The sequence below is a fragment of the Variovorax sp. GW821-FHT06D12 genome, assembly GCF_059419205.1.
Window position 1 is genome coordinate 118,082 of sequence record NZ_JBWKRI010000009.1, and the last position, 18,815, is coordinate 136,896.

19 protein-coding genes are annotated in these 18,815 nt (G+C 68.9%); 12 read left to right on the forward strand and 7 right to left on the reverse strand.

All coding sequences use genetic code 11. The features are described from left to right. Positions 1-13 precede the first annotated feature (13 nt). Complete coding sequence (locus AC07SQ_RS25600) at positions 14-1,330, reverse strand: MFS transporter (RefSeq protein WP_495271742.1); 1,317 nt, start codon at positions 1,328-1,330, stop codon at positions 14-16. Positions 1,331-1,441: 111 nt separating this feature from the next. After that, positions 1,442-1,897, reverse strand: coding sequence for a MarR family winged helix-turn-helix transcriptional regulator (locus tag AC07SQ_RS25605; RefSeq protein ID WP_070062480.1), 456 nt, complete (start codon positions 1,895-1,897; stop codon positions 1,442-1,444). Positions 1,898-1,972: 75 nt separating this feature from the next. On the opposite strand from AC07SQ_RS25605, the gene AC07SQ_RS25610 reads away from it, so the two are divergent. From AC07SQ_RS25610 to AC07SQ_RS25650, 9 genes are all read left to right on the forward strand, one after another. After that, positions 1,973-2,539: a PaaI family thioesterase gene (locus AC07SQ_RS25610; RefSeq protein WP_070062479.1), complete on the forward strand. Its 567-nt coding sequence runs from the start codon at positions 1,973-1,975 to the stop codon at positions 2,537-2,539. Between the two features lie 63 nt (positions 2,540-2,602). Beyond that, entirely contained in the window at positions 2,603-5,308 is a 2,706-nt protein-coding gene (locus tag AC07SQ_RS25615) for a phage head spike fiber domain-containing protein (protein WP_495271743.1), read from the forward strand. A 283-nt stretch (positions 5,309-5,591) separates the two neighbouring features. Continuing rightward, the gene (locus tag AC07SQ_RS25620) at positions 5,592-6,653 is read left to right on the forward strand and encodes a Fe(3+) ABC transporter substrate-binding protein (protein WP_159275910.1); all 1,062 of its coding nucleotides are present in this window, start codon (positions 5,592-5,594) and stop codon (positions 6,651-6,653) included. Between the two features lie 35 nt (positions 6,654-6,688). Next, complete coding sequence (locus AC07SQ_RS25625) at positions 6,689-8,374, forward strand: ABC transporter permease (RefSeq protein WP_495271744.1); 1,686 nt, start codon at positions 6,689-6,691, stop codon at positions 8,372-8,374. Beyond that, on the forward strand, positions 8,371-9,054 hold the full coding sequence (locus AC07SQ_RS25630; protein ID WP_495271745.1) for an ABC transporter ATP-binding protein: 684 nt from the start codon (positions 8,371-8,373) through the stop codon (positions 9,052-9,054). The genes AC07SQ_RS25625 and AC07SQ_RS25630 overlap by 4 nt, the downstream gene beginning before the upstream one ends. Before the next feature lie 14 nt (positions 9,055-9,068). Next, positions 9,069-10,325 (forward strand): hypothetical protein, encoded by a 1,257-nt coding sequence (locus AC07SQ_RS25635; RefSeq protein ID WP_495271746.1) that lies wholly within the window; start codon positions 9,069-9,071, stop codon positions 10,323-10,325. Positions 10,326-10,425: 100 nt separating this feature from the next. Further along, positions 10,426-11,106 carry a glutathione S-transferase family protein gene (locus AC07SQ_RS25640; protein WP_159275906.1) on the forward strand — a complete coding sequence of 227 codons (681 nt, stop codon included), beginning with the start codon at positions 10,426-10,428 and terminating at the stop codon, positions 11,104-11,106. 57 nt (positions 11,107-11,163) lie between these two features. After that, entirely contained in the window at positions 11,164-11,577 is a 414-nt protein-coding gene (gene gloA / locus AC07SQ_RS25645; protein WP_070062472.1) for a lactoylglutathione lyase, read from the forward strand. Between the two features lie 25 nt (positions 11,578-11,602). Continuing rightward, entirely contained in the window at positions 11,603-12,172 is a 570-nt protein-coding gene (locus tag AC07SQ_RS25650; RefSeq protein WP_159275905.1) for a DUF1697 domain-containing protein, read from the forward strand. 4 nt (positions 12,173-12,176) lie between these two features. Here the strand turns inward: AC07SQ_RS25650 and AC07SQ_RS25655 are convergent, their stop codons facing one another. From AC07SQ_RS25655 to AC07SQ_RS25670, 4 genes are all read right to left on the reverse strand, one after another. Further along, positions 12,177-12,905, reverse strand: a complete 729-nt coding sequence (locus AC07SQ_RS25655; protein ID WP_062480144.1) for a haloacid dehalogenase type II — start codon at positions 12,903-12,905, stop codon at positions 12,177-12,179. 2 nt (positions 12,906-12,907) lie between these two features. Further along, entirely contained in the window at positions 12,908-13,543 is a 636-nt protein-coding gene (gene eda / locus AC07SQ_RS25660; protein WP_095949017.1) for a bifunctional 4-hydroxy-2-oxoglutarate aldolase/2-dehydro-3-deoxy-phosphogluconate aldolase, read from the reverse strand. Between the two features lie 48 nt (positions 13,544-13,591). Further along, a complete protein-coding gene (gene edd, locus AC07SQ_RS25665) occupies positions 13,592-15,421 on the reverse strand; it encodes a phosphogluconate dehydratase (protein ID WP_495271747.1) in 1,830 nt (609 codons plus the stop codon). Positions 15,422-15,621: 200 nt separating this feature from the next. Next, positions 15,622-16,173 carry an OmpA family protein gene (locus AC07SQ_RS25670; protein WP_495271748.1) on the reverse strand — a complete coding sequence of 184 codons (552 nt, stop codon included), beginning with the start codon at positions 16,171-16,173 and terminating at the stop codon, positions 15,622-15,624. A gap of 135 nt (positions 16,174-16,308) precedes the next feature. Between AC07SQ_RS25670 and AC07SQ_RS25675 the strand changes: the two genes are divergently transcribed. Both AC07SQ_RS25675 and AC07SQ_RS25680 read left to right on the forward strand, forming a co-directional pair. Next, a complete protein-coding gene (locus AC07SQ_RS25675; protein WP_495271749.1) occupies positions 16,309-17,004 on the forward strand; it encodes a gamma-glutamylcyclotransferase in 696 nt (231 codons plus the stop codon). Beyond that, positions 17,001-17,540, forward strand: a complete 540-nt coding sequence (locus AC07SQ_RS25680) for a superoxide dismutase family protein (protein WP_495271750.1) — start codon at positions 17,001-17,003, stop codon at positions 17,538-17,540. Before AC07SQ_RS25675 ends, AC07SQ_RS25680 begins: the two co-directional genes overlap by 4 nt. 17 nt (positions 17,541-17,557) lie before the next feature. Here the strand turns inward: AC07SQ_RS25680 and AC07SQ_RS25685 are convergent, their stop codons facing one another. Then, positions 17,558-18,127: a nucleotidyltransferase family protein gene (locus AC07SQ_RS25685; RefSeq protein WP_495271751.1), complete on the reverse strand. Its 570-nt coding sequence runs from the start codon at positions 18,125-18,127 to the stop codon at positions 17,558-17,560. Between the two features lie 29 nt (positions 18,128-18,156). On the opposite strand from AC07SQ_RS25685, the gene pdxH reads away from it, so the two are divergent. Beyond that, a complete protein-coding gene (pdxH, locus tag AC07SQ_RS25690) occupies positions 18,157-18,813 on the forward strand; it encodes a pyridoxamine 5'-phosphate oxidase (RefSeq protein ID WP_495271752.1) in 657 nt (218 codons plus the stop codon). Positions 18,814-18,815: the final 2 nt, after the last annotated feature.

Consider the following 18,815-nt stretch of genomic DNA (forward strand, 5'->3'; position numbering starts at 1 on the left):
GGATCTCCGGCAGTCAGGCGCGTGCGGCGGCGTTGGTGGTGGCCGTGGCCGGTGCAGCGGCGGTCTTGGCGGGACGGCGGATCGCCATCACGATCAGCGCCGCGAACAGGCAGGCCGCGCCGGCCGTGTACAGCGCGGGCGTGTAGGTCAGCAGCAGCGTGCGCGCAAAGCCCGCGCCATAGGCCGCTGTGGCCGCGCCCAGCTGGTGGGCCGCGAAGATCCAGCCGAACACCAGCCCGACCTTCGCGGGGCCGAAGGCGGCGCCCGCGAGCTTGACGGTCGGCGGCACGGTGGCGATCCAGTCCAGGCCGTAGAACATCGCGAACAGGCCCAGGCCGTAGATCGTGAACTCCGAATGCGGCAGCCAGAACAGCGACAGCCCGCGCAGGCCGTAGTACCAGAAGAGCAGCTTGCGGTTGTCGTAGCGGTCGGAGAGCCAGCCCGACAGGATGGTGCCGACGAAGTCGAAGGCGCCCATCATCGCGAGCACCGAGGCGGCGGGCACGGCGCTCATCCCGTAGTCGCCGCACAGCGAGATGAAGTGCGTCTGCACCAGGCCGTTGGTGCTCAGGCCGCAGATGAAGAAGGTGCCGGCCAGGATCAGGAAGGTGCGGTTGGTCGCCACCTCGCGCAGCACGCGAAACGGCGTGGCGAAGTTCATCGTGAACGCGGGCGCCGGCGCCGGCTGCGTGCCGGGCGCTTCGCCGTAGGGCAGCAGGCCGATGTCCGACGGCCGGTTGCGCACCAGGCACAGCGCGAGCAGCGCGATCACCACGCTGCCGACCACGATCGGCACGATGGCCGAGCGCCAGCCCCAGTGCTCGATCATCCAGGCCGCCAGCGGCAGGAAGGCCAGCTGGCCGGTGGCCGCGCTGGCCGTGAGCATGCCCACAACCAGGCCGCGCCGCGCGACGAACCAGCGGTTGGCCACCACGGCGCCGAGCACCAGCGCCGTCATGCCGGTGCCCAGGCCGAGCATCAGGCTCCACAGCACGAACAGCTGCCACAGCTGCGAGGCCGTGGTGACCAGCGCCATGCCCAGGCCGACCAGCGTGAGGCCGGCGCACATCACCGCGCGCAGGCCGTAGCGCTCCATCAGCACCGCGGCGAACGGGCCCATGAGGCCGAACAGCGCAAAGCGCAGCGCGAGCGCGGACGAGATCTGCTCGGTGCTCCAGCCGAACTCCTCGCCGAGCGGCTTCATCATCGCGCCCGGCAGGCCGAGCGCGGCCGACATGGTGAGCATGGTCAGGAAGGTGACGGCGGCGACGATCCAGCCGTAGTGGATGCCGCGGCGCTGCAGCCATGCGGAGACGTGGGTGGCGAACATGGGACCTCTGGAACTGTTGGAATGGGTCGGGGGAGAAACGAAGAGACAGGGAATCCGGCCGCGCGGCTTCGTAGACGCGGAACGTGTTCGTTGTGGGGGTGGCGGGAAGCGTCAGTCCTGCACGTCGACCGGCTCGCCCGTGCCGAGCAGCGCGAGCGATTCGTCGATGAGCGCATGCAGCGCCAGCACGCGCTCCACGCCCAGCAGCGCATTGAGCTTGAGCTGCGCCGTCTTCCAGTGCTGCTGCGCTTCGCGCCACTTGGCGTCGCCGGCGTCGGTGAGCGACACCAGCCGGCTGCGCGCATCCGCGCCCGCCACTTGCGCCACCCAGCCCGCGGTGATGAGCGGCTGCAGGTTGCGGCTCAGCGTGGACGCGGTCATCTTCAGTTCGCCCGCCAGGTCGACCGGGCGCATCGGGCCCAGGCGCTTGAGGTGCGACAGCAGCGAGTACTGCGTGGTCTTGAGGCCGCTGCGCGACACCTCGGCGTCATAGTGCTGCGTCAGGCGGCGCATCAGCTGGCGCGTCTTGAAGCTGGTGCAGCCGCGGGGTTGGGTGGGTGTGTCCATGGGGTATTATTGTATGTGCAACTATTGCATATGCAATCAACCCCTCCACGCAAAGCCCCCAGCAGGAACACAGGCATGACGCAGCAAGCTTTCACCGACACCCCCTCCCATCTGCTCGACGCATGGATCGCCGAAGAACGGCAGATCGCCGAGCGCCTCGAGAACGGTCCCGGCCCCGGGCTCGCGCGCCCCGAGCAGGTCGCCGGCAAGACCGGCTTGGAGGTCATGCAGGCCATGCTCAACGGCGAGATTCCCTACGCCGCCATCGCCAAGACGCTGGACTTCACCATCGTCTCGGTCAGCAAGGGCATCGCCATCTTCCAGGGCACGCCGCTGCCGCAGCACCTGAACCCGCTGGGCACCATCCACGGCGGCTGGGTCGCCACGATGCTCGACTCGGCGCTGGGCTGCTCGGTCCACACCATGATGCCGCCCGGTCGCGCGTACACGACGGCCGAGCTCAGCGTGAACTACGTCAAGGGCCTCACGCCGAAGGTGCAGCGCGTGCGCGCCGAGGGCAAGGTGATCCACTGCGGCAAGCAGCTCGCCACCGCCGAGGCGCGGCTGGTCGGGGCGGACGGCACGCTGTATGCGCATGCGACGACGACGTGCCTGGTGTTCGAGGTGCCGGCGGGGCGGTGAGGTCCCAAAGACCCCGCTCTCGTTGAATTGCGGGGCGCCCCTCACTTCTTTGAAGGCCGACATATGTCGGCCTTTTTCGTTGGGGCGTTCGGCGAGAAAGTCGTCATCGCCAACCAAGGAAAAGACTGCCATGGCCGCCATGGGCTGGCCGGCGGCGGAACCCTCCGCCGCCGAACCCGAAGGTACCGCCTGCGTTCGCGCAAGGCAGCCCGCAGAGGACTCAACCAGATGACAACGACACTTACCGAAAAGACTTTTGCCGAGCTGTTCACCTATGCGGGCGGCACGAACGGCTCTCGCGTTAACGCCCAAGGCTTCATCGAGCCCTGCGCCACGCCGCGCTTCGACTTCGATCCGATCACGAAGGTGGCGAAGGGGCTGCTCATTGAAAACGCGCGAATCAACCAATTGGCGTTTTCGTCGCGATTTGAAAACGCGGTCTGGGCGAAGACGAGCGTCACCGCCGTGCCTGGCGCAGCCCAGGCGCCGAACGGACGTTGGGATGCCTGCAAGCTGACCTTGCTCAACGGCGGGATCGCGTCCGTGGGCCGCGCGTCGCAGACGACTGCCAAAGCGGCGGCCGCAATCATCTACGCCTTTTCTTTCTATGCGAAGGCCGCAGGCTCCTCGAATGGATGGGCCTTTGCTTCCGGCGCGACAACAGGCGAAAGAATCAGCTTCGCCTTCGACCTGTCGGCCTTGACCATCTCCCTCTTCACCACCTCTGTCTTTACGGAGGTGTCGAAACGGATCGTCGATGTCGGCGGTGGGTGGCGCAGGGTCGAGATCGTCTTCACGACAGACGCATCCGCGGCGCTGACCGCGGCCGTCTACCCCGGCGCAGCGGCTACCGGCACCGGTCCCGGCGACGGCGTCGCCGGCCTCTACATCTGGGGTGCGCAGCTCGAAGTGGGTGCGTTCGCCAGCTCCTACATCCCCAGTTGGGACGGAGTCACGGCACGGGCCTCGATCGGCAGCTACTACGACGCCAAAGGCATCCTGCGCTATGCGGCGGCAGGCGTTGCGCGCAACAGCTACGAGCCGTCGAATCTGGCGTTGCCGCCTGTGCTGATGGTGGAAGAGCAGCGCACCAACATCCTGCTCAAGAGCAGCGACATGCATTTGGTTCCATGGTTCTTTGCCGGCGCAGTCTCACGTGCGACCGGCAAGTTGGCCCCCGACGGGACATTGCGAGCCGTCGAGGTCTCCGGAACACCTACCGGATCATTGGGCCAGTCGGCGGCTGCTACATCGACGGTGATGACGTTCTCCGTCTATCTGAAAAACGTATCGAGGAACGCTCCAGTGTCGCTACAGCTGCGCAATACGACCACAGCGGCGCAGTTCACTTTCGGCTATGCCACGCTTCATGGTGGCAGTCCTTCTATCTCGGGCAATGGGTGGGAAATGCGGTCGGTAGGCGGCGGATGGTTCCGCTGCGCATTCACCCAGTCTACGGGGATCACCGTCGGCGATACGCTTGCCATCTACCCATTTCATGTCGGCGACGGCACCGACCACGGTGCATTTCAGATCTGGGGCGCCCAGCTCGAAACGGGCGCCTTTGCTACAAGCTACGTTCCGAGCGTCGAGACCTTTACCGGACGTGCTTCCATCGGGACCTACTTCGATTCGACCGGCGCAATGAAGACCGCTGTGGTCGGCGCAGCGCGGATGACTTACAACCCCGCCGACCCGACCATTGCGCCTTGGCTGATGCAGGAGGCGGAGGGCGCGAACCTGTTCACCGAAAGCGAGTTCCGCAACGGTGTTTCGGATGCGCCAACCCGCAATGGTGTGACGGCCACGACGGTAGATTGGCTCGGATTCACAACAGGGCTTGCATTCCAAGCACCGACCGGCCCATACAACTACGCGGTCAAGGCGGCCACCCTTGCCGCGTCGACGACTTACGTGGTTTCAGCCTTTGTGAAAATGGATGATGGCCTTCCGCCTGTTCTCGGTCTGGGGGCAGGTGCGGATTTGGCGATGGTGATCGCCAACGGTGCTGTTGGAACAGGAGCCACATCGGTAGTGCACGTCGGCAATGGTGTGTACAAGGTCTCTGGCTGGGCGACAACTGGCGCAGCACCCGCCGGTGGCGCTGGAATCTACAAGTACGCCGCCAACAGTGCACGGACCTTCAAGGTCACCGGATACCAGCTCGAACAGGCCTCGTTCGCGTCAAGCTACGTTCCGACCACGACGGCCCCTGTGACCCGCCTTGCTGACGCGGCAACCTCGGTCGCCGCGACCCGCCAAGCGGACACCGCGACCTCAGCGGCCACGACGCGCGCAGGCGACAACGTCCGTGTCGATACGAGCAAGGGCTGGTGCAATGCAACCGAGGGCACGATCTTCATGGAGTTCGGTCGCCCGCTCATGGGGCCCGCAGAGTCTCGGACCCTGGTGGAGATCGGAGCCACGTCCTCGAACCGTCTTGGCATCGGCTTCAACCCTACCGGCACTGCACACGCCGTTTCGGTGACCAACGGTGTCGTCGGGCCCAGCACCTCGACAGCCAACCTTGCTGGCACGCCGGAGGGCGGCACAGTGAAGGCGTCGATCAGCTACGGCGTCGACGGAGTTCGTTTCGGGTGCAACGGTCAAACGCTGAGGAAGGTCGCGTTGGCGGCAGTCTCACCCTTTGCCTTCCTCGGGATCGGGAATCTCTGCTACGGGGGCAACCAGCCCTTCTTTCATGTGCGCGCGCTGCGCTACCAGCCGCAGAAGCTCACTGACGCTGAGGTGGTGGCGCTGACGGCATAGGAAAGAGCCCCGAGCCTGCCCTTGTTTCCTTGGACGCCACTCCGTTTCAGCTGGCGTAACGGAATGGCAGTCGCGCTGTCGTGTCACCGGCTGCCAAGTCCTTGCGGAGCGCTTCACCTTGACGGCCTAGAGCCCCCAGCCGAGCGCATCGCAGTAAACCCTCAACCCGTAAGCCAAAGGAAAACCCACCCCTCCCCGTCAGTGATAATTGTTCTCATCAGCGACGCACCCGTCGTCGCCGATGCCTTTCCTAGAACACCTCACCGCACCTGGAGGATCCTTCATGACCGACCGTTCCGGCCCCCAGGGCCGCGTGGCGCACGCCCTCCTCGGCGTTTCCGCCGCCTGGCTCGCCCTCTCCGCCCTGCCCGCGCACGCCGCCAATGACGAGCTCACGCTCTACACGACGCGCGAGCCGGCGCTGATCCAGCCGCTGATCTCGGCGTTCAGCGCGCAGAGCAAGATCAAGGTCAACACGGTGTTCGTGAAAGACGGCCTGCTGGAGCGCGTGAAGGCCGAAGGCGCGCGCTCGCCGGCCGACGTGCTGATGACGGTGGACATCGGCAACCTCGTCGACCTCGTCGAAGGCGGCGTGACGCAGCCGGTGAAGTCGGCTGCGCTCGAGTCGGCCATTCCGGCCAACCTGCGCGGCGCCGACGGCCAGTGGTTCGCGCTCTCGCTGCGCGCGCGCGTGCTGTACGCCGACAAGAACCAGCCGCTGACCAGCTTCCGCTACGAAGACCTGGCCAACCCGAAGTACAAGGGCAAGGTCTGCATCCGCGCCGGCCAGCACCCCTACAACACGGCCCTGGTGGCCGCGATGATCGCGCACGACGGCGAAGCCAAGACCGAGCAGTGGCTGCGCGGCGTCAAGGGCAACCTGGCGCGCAAGGCCACCGGCGGCGACCGCGACGTGGCGCGCGACATCCTCGGCGGCATCTGCGACATCGGCGTGGCCAACTCGTACTACGTCGGCCAGATGAAGAGCGCCAAGGAAGGCACCGACGCGCGCAAGTGGGGCGACGCCATCAAGGTGATCCGCCCGACCTTCGCCAGCGCCAAGAGCGGCGGCACGCATGTGAACATCAGCGGCGCGGCCGTGGCCAAGAACGCGCCGCAGCGCGCCAACGCGGTCAAGCTGCTCGAGTTCCTGGTGTCGGAACCGGCCCAGGCGCTGTACGCCGACGCCAACTACGAATACCCGGTGCGCAAGGGCGTGGCCCTCGACCCGATCATCGGCCAGTCCATCGGCGAACTGAAGGTCGACCCGCTGCCGCTGACCGAGATTGCCAAGTACCGCAAGCAGGCCAGCGCCCTCGTCGACAAGGTCGGCTTCGACCAGTGACCTTGCATGGCCGGGCACACCTTGCCGGCAACTGAATGCTGATTTCGCGGCGCCAGCCGCCGGGCCTGCGCGCCGCGGGCCCGGCATGGCGCTGCGCGTCGTTCCTGATCGCCCTCGGCGTGCTCGCGCCGGTGCTCACGCTGGCCTGGCTCGCGTTCGGCTCGGGCGTCGGCCACTGGGGGCCGCTGTTCGCGCACGTGCTGCCGCAGGCGGCGCTCAACACGGCGCTGCTGCTCGCGGGCGTCGGCACCCTCGTCCTCGTGATCGGCACCGGCTGTGCCTGGCTGGTCACGGCGCATGATTTCCCCGGCCGCGGCGTGCTCAACTGGGCGCTGCTGCTGCCGCTGGCGATGCCGACCTACATCGTCGCCTTCGCCTACCTCGACCTGCTGCACCCGATCGGCCCCGTGCAGGGCGCGATCCGCTGGATGCTGGGCTTCGACAGCCCGCGCCAGTTCCGTCTGCCCGACCTGCGTTCGATGCCGGGCGCGATCTTCGTGCTGGGCTTCGTGCTCTATCCGTACGTCTACATGACGGCGCGCGCGATGTTCATGACCCAGCCGGCGCACCTGCTGGAAGCGGCGCGCACGCTGGGCGAGAACCGGCGCGGCGCCTTCTTTCGCGTGGCCCTGCCGCTGGCGCGGCCGGCGCTGGCCGTGGGCTTGAGCCTGGCGCTGCTCGAGACGCTCAACGACATCGGCGCCTCCGAATTCCTCGGCGTGAACACGCTCACGGTGGCGGTCTACACCACCTGGATCACGCGCTCCGACCTGGCCGGCGCCGCGCAGATCGCCTGCGCGATGCTGTTCGTGGTGGTGGCGCTGGTCTGGCTCGAACGCAACGGCCGCCAGCACCAGCGCTTCGGCTCCGCGCAGCGCATGCGCGCGGTGCAGCCCCGGCGCCTGCACGGTGGCGCGGCCTGGGCGGCGACCGCGACGGCGGCGCTGCCGGTGCTGATCGGTTTTGTCGCGCCCGCGCTGTACCTGGTCTGGGAAAGCGGCAAACGGCTGTACCAGGGCGGCGGCATTTCGCAGGGCCTCGTGGCCAGCCTGGGCAACACGCTGGCGCTCGCGGCGGGCGTGACGGTGGTGGCCGTGGCGGCGGGGCTGGTCGTGGCCTGGGCCTCGCGCAGCCAGGGCACGAGCCTCAACCGCGCCCGCTGGCAGGCGCGCGTGGCCACGCTGGGCTACGCGGTGCCGGGCACCGTGCTCGCCATCGGCCTGCTGACGCCGGCGCTGGCCTTCGACGCGGCGCTGGCCGGCGCGATGGGCTGGCAGGGCCTGCCGCTGATGGGCGCGGGCATCGTGCTGGTCATGGCCTGCGCGATCCGCTTTCTTGCGATGCCCGTGGGTGGCATCGAGGCCGGGCTGGCGCGCATTCCGCCGGCCATCGAGCAGGCCTCGCGCCTGCTCGGCGAAACCACCGGCGGCACGCTGCGCCGCGTGCACCTTCCGCTGCTGCAGCCCGCCATCGCGGCGGGCGCGCTGCTGGTCTTCGTCGACGCCATGAAAGAGCTGCCGGCCACGCTGTTGCTGCGCCCGGCCAACTTCGACACCCTCGCCACCTGGCTCTACGCCGAGGCCGCGCGCGGCACCTACGAGGAAGGCGCGATCGCCGCGCTGGCCATCGTGGTCGCCGGCCTGCTGCCGGTGGTGCTGCTGGCGCGCAACCAGCTCGGCACGACACCGGCGGTGACGCCTCCCGACACGGACCCCGCATGAGTTCCCCGCTTCATCTCGACTCGCTCCAGCTCGCGTACGACACGCCGCGCGGCCCGCACACGGTGGTCGACGGCTTTTCGCTGGACCTGCCCGCGGGCGAGATCGCCTGCCTGTTCGGCCCCTCGGGCTGCGGCAAGACCACGGTGCTGCGCGCCATCGCCGGCTTCGAGCCCGTGCGCGCCGGCACCATCCGCCTCGGCGACACGCTGCTGTCGTCGCCGCAGAAGCACCTGCCGCCCGAGCAGCGGCGCGTGGGCATGATGTTCCAGGAGTACGCGCTGTTCCCGCACCTGTCGGCCGCCAGGAACGTCGCCTTCGGCCTGCGCCGCCTGGGCCGCGCGGCGCAGCAGGCGCGCGTGGCCGAGATGCTCGCGCTGGTCGGCCTGGCCGAGGCCGGCGAGCGCTACCCGCACGAACTGTCGGGCGGCCAGCAGCAACGCATCGCACTGGCCCGCGCGCTGGCGCCCTCGCCCGCCTTGCTGTTGCTGGACGAACCGTTTTCCAACCTCGACGGCGGCACGCGCGAGCGCCTGACCGGCGAGGTGCGCGGCATCCTGAAGAAGGCCGGCCAGACCGCGATCCTCGTCACGCACAACGAGGCCGAGGCGCATGCGATGGCCGACCGCATCGGCGTGATGCACAACGGGCGGATCACGCACTGGCTGGAGACGGCCTCGTAAAGGGAGGCGCTCCGATGCACAAGGCGACCCGACTCTTCCTCGCGTGGGCGACATTGCTCGGGTCGGCGATGCCGGCCATGGCAGAAGTCCGCACGGTCTACCAAGGCACCCTCGGCACCAGCGAGGTCGTGCTCGAAGTGAATGCCACTGGCGGCGGGCGGTATTTCTATCGCCGCCACGGTGTCGACATTCCGCTCTCCGGGCCAGTGACGAAGCTCGTGGAAGCCCTCCCGATCCAGGGCGAGGCGATGTACCGGGCGGCACAAGGCGGCAACGCGCCGTTGTTCGAAGATGCGCAGACCCGGCAGCCGGGCCCGACGTGGCGCGGCCAAGTCGTCGACGGCACCTTTGCCGGAAGCTGGAGCGATGGCCCCGGCAAGCAGAACGTCGCGTTCGAGCTTCGGCAAGTTCGCCAGTACGACCCAGACCGGAGTCCCGGCGCCACTGCGCCGGTGACGCGCGCCATCCCGCCAGGCAACACCACCGGCGCGGCTTCGGACGCGCCGATCTCCATCGAGACGGCACCCTACGACCACCTGAAGCTGCAGACCCCGCTCAAGCAAGGCGCGGAGCACGTCAGCGGAGCGGTGGCATGGCGCATGGTCATCGATCCGCGCACGCGCTTTTCCTATCCGCGGCTCACGCGACACCCGAATGCACGCGTGGTCGAGAAGGTCAACGCCATCCTCGCGCGCAGGCACGGACAGCTCAGCCTCGCCGCGCTCGAATGCAAGGCCACCCTTTACACCGCGACGCACCCGGCAGCCGGCTCGCTGGGAAACTACGACGCGGAATCGGTGCGCGTCACCTTTCTCAGCCCGACGCTGATGAGCGTCGTCGAATCGGGAAGCGCCGACTGCGGCGGCGCCCATCCCCACAACCACTACGCGCCCTACACGCTCGACCTGGTCCGTGGCGAGTACCTCGACTTCGATCGCCTGTTCCGCGCGTTCACCCAGACACCGGACGGGTTCGCGCCGAGCAAGACGCTCATGGCGCTGATCGGGAAGAAGCTGAAAGCACAGGGACGCGGGCCCGAATCCGCAGCCGCCGCAGACCCGCAGCACTACACGGGTTGCGACGAGGTGTGGCCCGAGTACCTGGCGTTGCATTTCGAGCGCACCCGCGGGCGCGATGCGCTGGCCGTCGCGGTCAGCGGCGTGCCGCATGCGCTCGGCGCCTGCCTCGGCACCACGGTGGCGCTGCCGTTCACCGAACTCAAGCCCCTTCTCAAACCTGCGGCCGACGCGTACCTCTTTCCCAAGCCGTAGCTACCGGGCGGCGCCCGAATGGGCTTTTCCAGAAAAGGTTGTTCAGGCCCGCAAGAATCGCGGCGATCCCGACCCAAACCCTTCGAAAGCGGAACGCCCCATGACCCAGGCCCTCACCCTCGTCAGCCACCTGCTGTGCCCCTACGTGCAACGCGCCGCGATCGCGCTGCACGAGAAGAACGTGCCCTTCGAGCGCGTCGTGATCGATCTCGCGAACAAGCCCCAATGGTTTCTCGACATCTCGCCGCTGGGCAAGGTGCCGTTGCTGAAGGTGCAGCGCCCCGACGGCACCGAGGCCGTGCTGTTCGAGAGCAACGTGATCTGCGAGTACCTCGAGGAAACGCAACCCGGCGCCCGCCTGCACCCCGAAGACCCGCTCGCACGTGCACAGCACCGTGCATGGATGGAGTTCGGCTCGGCCATCCTCGCCGACCTGTGGGGCTACGAGACCACACAGGACGCCGCCGTGTTCGCGCAGAAGCGCGAGGCACTGGCCGCCAAGTTCGAACGCGTCGAGGCCGCGCTGGCGCAAGGCCCCTACTTCGCGGGCGAAGCCTTCAGCCTCGTCGACGCGGTGTTCGCACCGGTGTTCCGCTACTTCGAAGTGTTCGACGCGATCAGCGATTCGCACCTGTTCGACGCGCTGCCCAAGGTGAACGCCTGGCGCCACGCGCTGGCGGCGCGCCCCAGCGTGCGCGCGGCGGTGGTGCCCGAGTACCCACGGCATCTGATGGATTTCCTGAAGAAGTACCAGGCGCACCTGCTGACGCTGGCCGCTTGATCGCCCGGACCAGAGGGCGACAATAGCGCCATCCCCCATAACGACACGACCCACGAGATGCGACTTCTCCACACCATGCTGCGCGTTGGCAATCTCCAGCGCTCCATCGACTTCTACACGCAGGTGCTCGGCATGACGCTGCTGCGCACGTCGGAAAACCCCGAGTACAAGTACAGCCTCGCGTTCGTCGGCTACGGCAACGGCAACCCTGACCAGGCCGAGATCGAGCTCACCTACAACTGGGGCACCGAGAGCTACGAGCTCGGCACCGCCTATGGCCACATCGCGCTCGGCGTGCCCGATGCCTACGCGGCCTGCGACAAGATCAAGGCCGCGGGCGGCAACGTGACGCGCGAGGCCGGTCCGGTCAAGGGCGGCACGACGGTGATCGCCTTCGTGACGGACCCTGACGGCTACAAGATTGAATTGATCCAGCGCAACGAGAACGCCGCGGGCGGCGGCCTGCGCTGAGCCGCTTCGGGCCACACCCCACGCCATGGCAAGCCCGAAGACAAAGAAGAAAGACGCGCCGCTGACGCGCTACGTCGCCCTGCTGCGCGGCGTGAACGTCAACGGCATCACGATCAAGAGCGCCGACCTGAAGGCGCTGTTCGTCGACGAACTCGGCTTCGGCGCGGTGCGCACGGTGCTCGCCAGCGGCAACGTGCTGTTCGACACCGACGCGCCCGATGCCGCCGCGCTGCGCACGCGCATCGAGCAGGCGCTGCGTCAGTGCTTCGGCTACGAGGCGTGGATCGTGCTGCTCACGCAGCAGCGCGTGGCCGACATGGCCGCAAGCTACCCCTTTGAGCGCATCGACGACACGCACCATCCGTACCTCGTGTTCGGCTCCGACGCCGCGATGCTCGACGAGATCATGGACAAAGCCGGCACGGTCGACGCCAAGGTCGAACAGCTGGTGCGCGGCGATGGCGTGCTGTACTGGCAGTGCCCGCGCGGCGAAAGCCTGGAGACGCCGGTCGCGAAGCTGCTTGCGAAGACCCGCTACAAGTCGAGCACCACCACGCGCAACCTGCGCACGGTGGAAAAGCTCATCACGGACTGATCGATCAGCAGCCCAGCCGGTCGGCCAGCGCGACGATGTCGCGCACATGCAGGTTGTTGTCCGGCTGCGGCGACACGTCCTTCGGCTGGTTGCGGCCGAATTCGTGGGGCCGCTCGATGTACGCCGTCTTCAGGCCGCACACGCGCGCGGCCGCCAGGTCGTCGTGGTGCGCCGCGGCGAGCATGACCTGCCCCGGCGTCGCGTCGAACACGCCCGCCACCCCGAGGTAGGTGCGCGGGTCGGGCTTGTAGGCCTTGAACACCTCGGCCGACAGCACGCAGTCCCAGGGCAGGCCGGCGCGCTTGGCCATCTCGGTGAGCAGGCCGATGTTGCCGTTGGAGAGCGTGCAGATGGTGAACTTCTTCTTCAGCCGCGTGAGCCCCTCGACCGCATCGGGCCAGGCCGGCAGGCGGTGCCAGGCGCGGCTCAGGTCGCGCTTGGCGGCGCTGTCGAGGTGGTCGGCCAGGCTGAAGTCGTGCAGCACCTGTTCGAGCATGCTCAGGTGCAACTCGTCGAGCAGCGTGAAGCCGCCCTCGCCGGCCGCGATGCGTTCCATCACGGCCTTCATGGCGGGCTGGTAGCCGGCGCGCCAGGCCAGCGCAAAGGCCGCGCCGTCCACGCCGGGCAGCACGCGCTCGACCTCGGCCGCGATGCCGCTGTGCCAGTCGACCACCGTGCCGAACACGTCGAACGCGATGACCTTGAGGTCGCCCGCGTCGAAATCGGCCGACATGCTCAGCGGGGCAGCTGGCTCGCGGCGCGCGCCAGTTGCTCGATGCGGGTCCAGTCGCCGTCGCGGATGGCGTCGGTCGGCACGATCCACGAACCGCCCACGCAGGCCACGTTCGACAGTGCGAGGAACTCGGCCGCGTTGCCCGCATGGATGCCGCCCGTGGGGCAGAAGGTGACGTCGCCGAACGGGCCCTGCCAGGCCTTGAGCATCGGCAGGCCGCCGGCCTGCAGCGCGGGGAAGAACTTCAGCTGGGTGTAGCCGTCTTCCTGCGCCGTCATGATCTCGCTGCCGGTGGCCACGCCGGGCAGCAGCGGCAGGCCGAGGTCGTGGCAGGCCTTGCCGACCGCGCGCGTGTAGCCCGGGCTCACGCCGAACTTGGCGCCGGCCAGCGCCGAGGCCTGTGCGTCGGCCGCGCTGCGGATGGTGCCCGCGCCGGCGACGGCCTCGGGCACTTCCTTGGCGATGGCCTCGATGCACTGCAGCGCCTGCGGCGTGCGCAGCGTCACTTCGAGCATGCGGATGCCGCCTGCGACCAGCGCGCGCGCCAGGGGCACGGCGTGCTTCACGTCGTTGAGCACGATGACCGGGATGACCGGGGCGTCGCGCATCACGTCGAGGGGGGTGAGTCTGTCTGTCATGTCATAGCTCCATTACGTTGCGCATCACTTTGCGGTCGATGCTTGTGTTCACAGCCAAGTGCAGGCGCCCTCTTCGGCGGTCAGCGCGTTGCGACGCATGCCGGCGAACAGTTCGCGGCCCAGGCCGTGCCCGTCCGCGATGCGTTGCGCGTCGGACAGCGTCGCGGTCTCGCGCGCGGCCCATTCGTCTTCGGGCAGCAACACGGCGAGCGTACCCGCTACGGCGTCGAGGCGGATCAGGTCGCCGTCGCGCACCTTGGCCAGCGGGCCGCCGGCGGCCGCTTCGGGCGACACGTGGATGGCGGCCGGGATCTTGCCCGAGGCACCGCTCATGCGGCCGTCGGTCACCAGCGCCACGCGGAAGCCCTTGCCCTGCAGCACCGACAGCGGCGGCGTGAGCTTGTGCAGCTCGGGCATGCCGTTGGCCTGCGGGCCTTGCCAGCGCACCACGCAGACCACGTCGCGCTCCAGCTCGCCGGCCGTGAACGCTTTTTGCAGCGCGGCCTGCGAGTCGAACACACGCGCCGGCGCTTCGATGACGTGGCGGTCGTCGGGCACCGACGACACCTTGATCACGCTGCGCCCCAGGTTGCCGCTGAGCAGCTTGAGGCCGCCGGTGGCGCTGAAGGGGCTGGCCACCGGGCGCGTGACGGCTTCCTTCTGCAGCGGCGCAGCGGGCGTCCATTGCAGCGTGTTCTCACCGGCCAGCGACGGGATGTTGGCGAATTCGCGGATGCCGCCGGCGCGCACCGTGAGCACGTCGGCGTGCATGAGGCCGGCCTCGACCAGCTCGCCGATCACGAAGCCCGGGCCGCCGCAGGCCTGGAACTCGTTCACGTCGGCACTGCCGTTGGGGTACACGCGCGTGAGCAGCGGCACCACGTCGGACAGCTGGGAGAAGTCGTCCCAGTCGATGAGGATGCCCGCGGCGCGCGCCACGGCCACCCAGTGGATCAGGTGGTTGGTGGAGCCGCCCGTCGCCAGCAGCGCGACCATGGCATTGACGATGCAGCGCTCGTCGACCATCTCGCCAATCGGCGGGCAGTTGAAGGCCGTGTCGCTCGCCTTGCCGAGCACCGAGCGCACCGCTTCGCGCGTGAGCGTTTCGCGCATGGCGTCGCCGGGCTGGATGAAGGCGGTGCCGGGCACGTGCAGGCCCATGGCCTCCAGCAGCATCTGGTTGCTGTTGGCGGTGCCGTAGAAGGTGCAGGTGCCGACCGTGTGATAGGCGGCCATCTCGGCCTCGAGCAGGCCCTGGCGGCCCACGAGCCCCTGCGCGGCCTGCTCGCGCACCTTCGACTTGGCGGTGTTCGACAGGCCCGAGGGCATCGGCCCGGCGGGCACGAAGACGGTGGGCAGGTGGCCGAAGTGCAGCGCGCCGATCAAGAGGCCCGGCACGATCTTGTCGCACACGCCGAGCATCAGCGCGCCGTCGAACATGTCGTGCGTGAGCGCGACGGCGGTGCTCATGGCGATCAGGTCGCGGCTGAACAGGCTCAGCTCCATGCCGGGCGTGCCCTGCGTGACGCCGTCGCACATGGCGGGCACGCCGCCGGCGACCTGCGCGGTGGCGCCGTGGCGGCGGGCCTCTTGCTTGATGATGTCCGGGTAGCCCTGGTACGGCGCGTGGGCCGAGAGCATGTCGTTGTAGGCGGTGACGATGCCCAGGTTGGGCGCGCGCTCGGCCACCACCTTGAACTTGTCGTTGGCCGGGATGCCGGCCACGGCGTGCGCCACGTTGGCGCAGCCCATGCGGTCGGAGCCGCGGTCGCGGGCGCGGATCTCGGCCAGGCGCGTGAGGTAGGTGCTGCGCGTGTCGCGGCTGCGCGCGCGGATGCGATCGGTGACGTCGCGGACGGTGGGGTGTGTGCTGCTCATGGGGAAGTTGGCTCTTGCTGCGTGTCGCCGGCGCGACTGTGGGCCTGGAGGCCCATCGTACCAATTCGAGCGCGACGCCCCGATGAAATCAGGCCGCAGAACGATACGAAATTACTCAGGCATGCACCCGGTCGCGTGCAGGCACAAAAAAACCCGGCCATGCCGGGTTTTTCCTTGGGGGATGCAAAAGGCCGGATCGCTCAGTCGACCAGCCGGACCTCGACGCGGCGCGCCTCGGCGTTGTTGCCCGATCCGGCGGTGACGGCGGGCTTCTGCAGGTCGATCTTCTCGGCCGGCACGCCCAGGCCCGCCAGCACCTCGCGCACCATCTGGGCGCGCTTCTTGGCCAGTTCCTCGTTCACGGCGGCATCGCCGGTGGCGTCGTGGAAGCCCGAGACCACCGCCTTGCGGCCGCCCTCGACGCCCTTGATGACCACGGCCAGCGCCTCGGCGGCGCCCGGTGCGAGGTCGGCGCTGCCGGTCGCGAAGTAGAAGTTCACCACGCCGCCGACCACGCGGATGCTGGCGCCGTCGGGGATCACCACGGTGACGGTCTCGGTGACTTCGGTCACCTGCACCGCGCCGCCCGGCGCCGCTGCCGCCGAAGCGGCGACAGCGGGCTTGGCCTGCGCGGCCGTCGCGCCCAGGCCCTTGTGCCAGAAGGCGACGCCGATCACGAACATGATCACGAGCATGATCAATGCCACCAGGAAGCCGAGGGCGAAATTCTGCTGGCTGTCGTCGTTGTTCATGGAAGCGCGATCTCCGTAGGAAAGGGGTCGGTAAATAATGGTGCGGTGAACCATGATCACGAAATTGTAGGCGCCACCCCCGACACCCCCGTGTCAGCCGTCGCGCCGGACCCCGGTCCGCCGGGGCTGGACCCCATGCCCCGTCCGCTGCGCGACCCGCAGCCGATGCTGGAACGCGCGATCGCCGACTGGGGCGGACGCGACGATCTCTGGCTGTTCGGCTACGGCTCGCTGATCTGGCGGCCCGAATTCGGCTTTGCGGAACGGCGCGCGGCCTCGGTGCACGGCTGGCACCGCGCGCTCAAGATGTGGAGCCGCGTCAACCGCGGCAGCGTGCAGACGCCGGGCCTGGTGTTCGGGCTGCTCTCGGGCGGCAGCTGCCGGGGCGTGGTGTTCCGCGTGCCGAAGGCCGAGGGCCTGGAGACGCTCAAGCGCCTCTGGCTGCGCGAGATGCCGACCGGCGTGTACGACCCCAAGTGGCTGCAATGCGGCACCGCCGAAGGGCCGGTGCGCGCGCTGGCCTTCACGCTGTCGCGGCGCAGCCCCAACTTCACGGGCGAGCTCAGCGACGAGCGCTACCGCCACATCTTCGCGAATGCCGTGGGCCGTTACGGCAGCTCGCTCGACTACGCGCGCCAGACCCTGCTCGAGCTGCGGCGCCACGCGATCCACGACGCCGCGCTGGCCCGGCTGGTGGCGCTGGCCGCCGAGCCGCCATTTCAGACACCCGCCGATTGCGGGACAGCCCCGGCTCCGGTATACGTTGCGGGGTCTTCGGACACCGCGTCCTCTCAACCCTCCACCCCGTTCATCAACAAGGAAAACCAATGATCCATCGCCGTCTCCTCGCCACTGGCACCGCCCTCCTCGCCACTGCCGTGCTCGCCGCCTGCGGCAGCATGGGCGGCAAGCCGAGCACCACGGTCGAGCTGACGCCGACCGCCGCCGTCACGCCCAACCCCGCGCGCGGCTCGGTGACGCTCACCGCCCTCGACCACGGCGTGCGCGTGTCCGGCGAGGTGCGCGGCCTGGCGCCGGGCAGCGAGCACGGTTTCCACATCCATGAAAAGGGCGACTGCGGCAACAACGGCAACGCCTCGGGCGGCCACTTCAACCCGGCCGGCGGCACGCACGGCAAGTTCTCCGCCCCCGGCAGCCATGCCGGCGAGCTGCCCAGCCTCGTGGCCGATGCCAGCGGCGTGGCGCGCTTCAGCGTCGAGAACCACGCGATCTCGCTGACCGACGGCACCGCCAACAACGTGCGCGGCCGTGCGCTCGTGGTGCACCGCGACCGCGACGACTTCACGACGCAGCCCGCCGGCAACTCCGGCCCACGCGTGCTCTGCGCGGTCGTTGCCCAGAACTAAGCAAAAAGTGTGAGTGGTCAGGCGCCCGCGCGCGCCTGCCAGAGCGCCTCGGCCCGCGCCAGGGCCTCGGGCGTGTCGATGTCGGTCACGACGCCGGCATCGTCCACCGCCAGGTCGACGACCGCATCGATGGCACGCATCGCCCGCAGGACGGACGATGCGCCCAGGTTCCCCTCCAGCGCCGCCAGCTGCGCCCCGCAGCCCGCCGCAAAGCCCACCGGATGCCCGCGCTCGCCCCGGTACTGCGGCTGCACGGCATTCACCCGCCCGCCGAGCGCGGCGGCCACCGCCCGCAGCGTCGCGGCCTGCACCAGCGGCAGGTCGCCCGGCAGGATCAGCCAGCCCGCCGCGTGGGGCGTGGCGCGCACCGCGGCGGCAATCGAATCGCCCATGCCGGGGTGCCCCGCGTCTTCCAGGTGCCACGGCAGGCCGCTCGCGTGCACCGCGTCGAGCGTGCGCTCGAGCACCGGCCGGCCTGCGAGCAGCGCCTTCAGCTTGGAACCCGTGCCGCCGGCCGCGATGAAACGCTCGCCACGGCCCGAGGCCAGCACGATCACGGTCGGGGAGTTCGCCTCGGTCGTCGTCATGGGCCGAGTATGTGCGCAACAATCCCGGCATGACTTCTTCTCCTCTTTCCAAGGACGCGCTGGCCGCGCTGCGCAAGAGCTACGAGCGCGCCGAGCTCGACGAGACCCGCAGCGCCGCCGACCCGCTCCAGCAGTTCGAGCGCTGGCTCACCGAGGCCGTCGACGCGCACATCCCCGAGCCCAACGCGATGACGCTGAGCACCGTGGGCAGCGACCTGCGGCCGTCCAGCCGCATCGTGCTCATCAAGGGCTACGACGCGCGCGGCATCGTCTGGTACACCAACTACGACAGCCGCAAGGGCCGCGAGCTGTCGGGCAACCCGTATGCCTCGCTGCAGTTCCACTGGGTCGAGCTGGAGCGCGTGGTGCGCATCGAGGGCCGCGTGGAAAGGGTCAGCGCCGAGGAGAGCGACGCCTACTACGCCAGCCGCCCGCTCGATTCACGCATCGGCGCCTGGGCCAGCCCGCAGAGCGAAGTGATCAGTGGGCGCGACGTGCTGGTGAAAAACGCCGCCGTGTACGCCGCCAAGCACCTGCTCTCGCCGCCGCGTCCGCCGCACTGGGGCGGCTTCCGTCTCGTGCCCGACCGCTGGGAGTTCTGGCAGGGCCGCAAGAGCCGGCTGCACGACCGGCTACGCTACCGGCTCGAAGGTGCGGACTGGGTGCGCGAACGGCTCGCGCCCTGAGC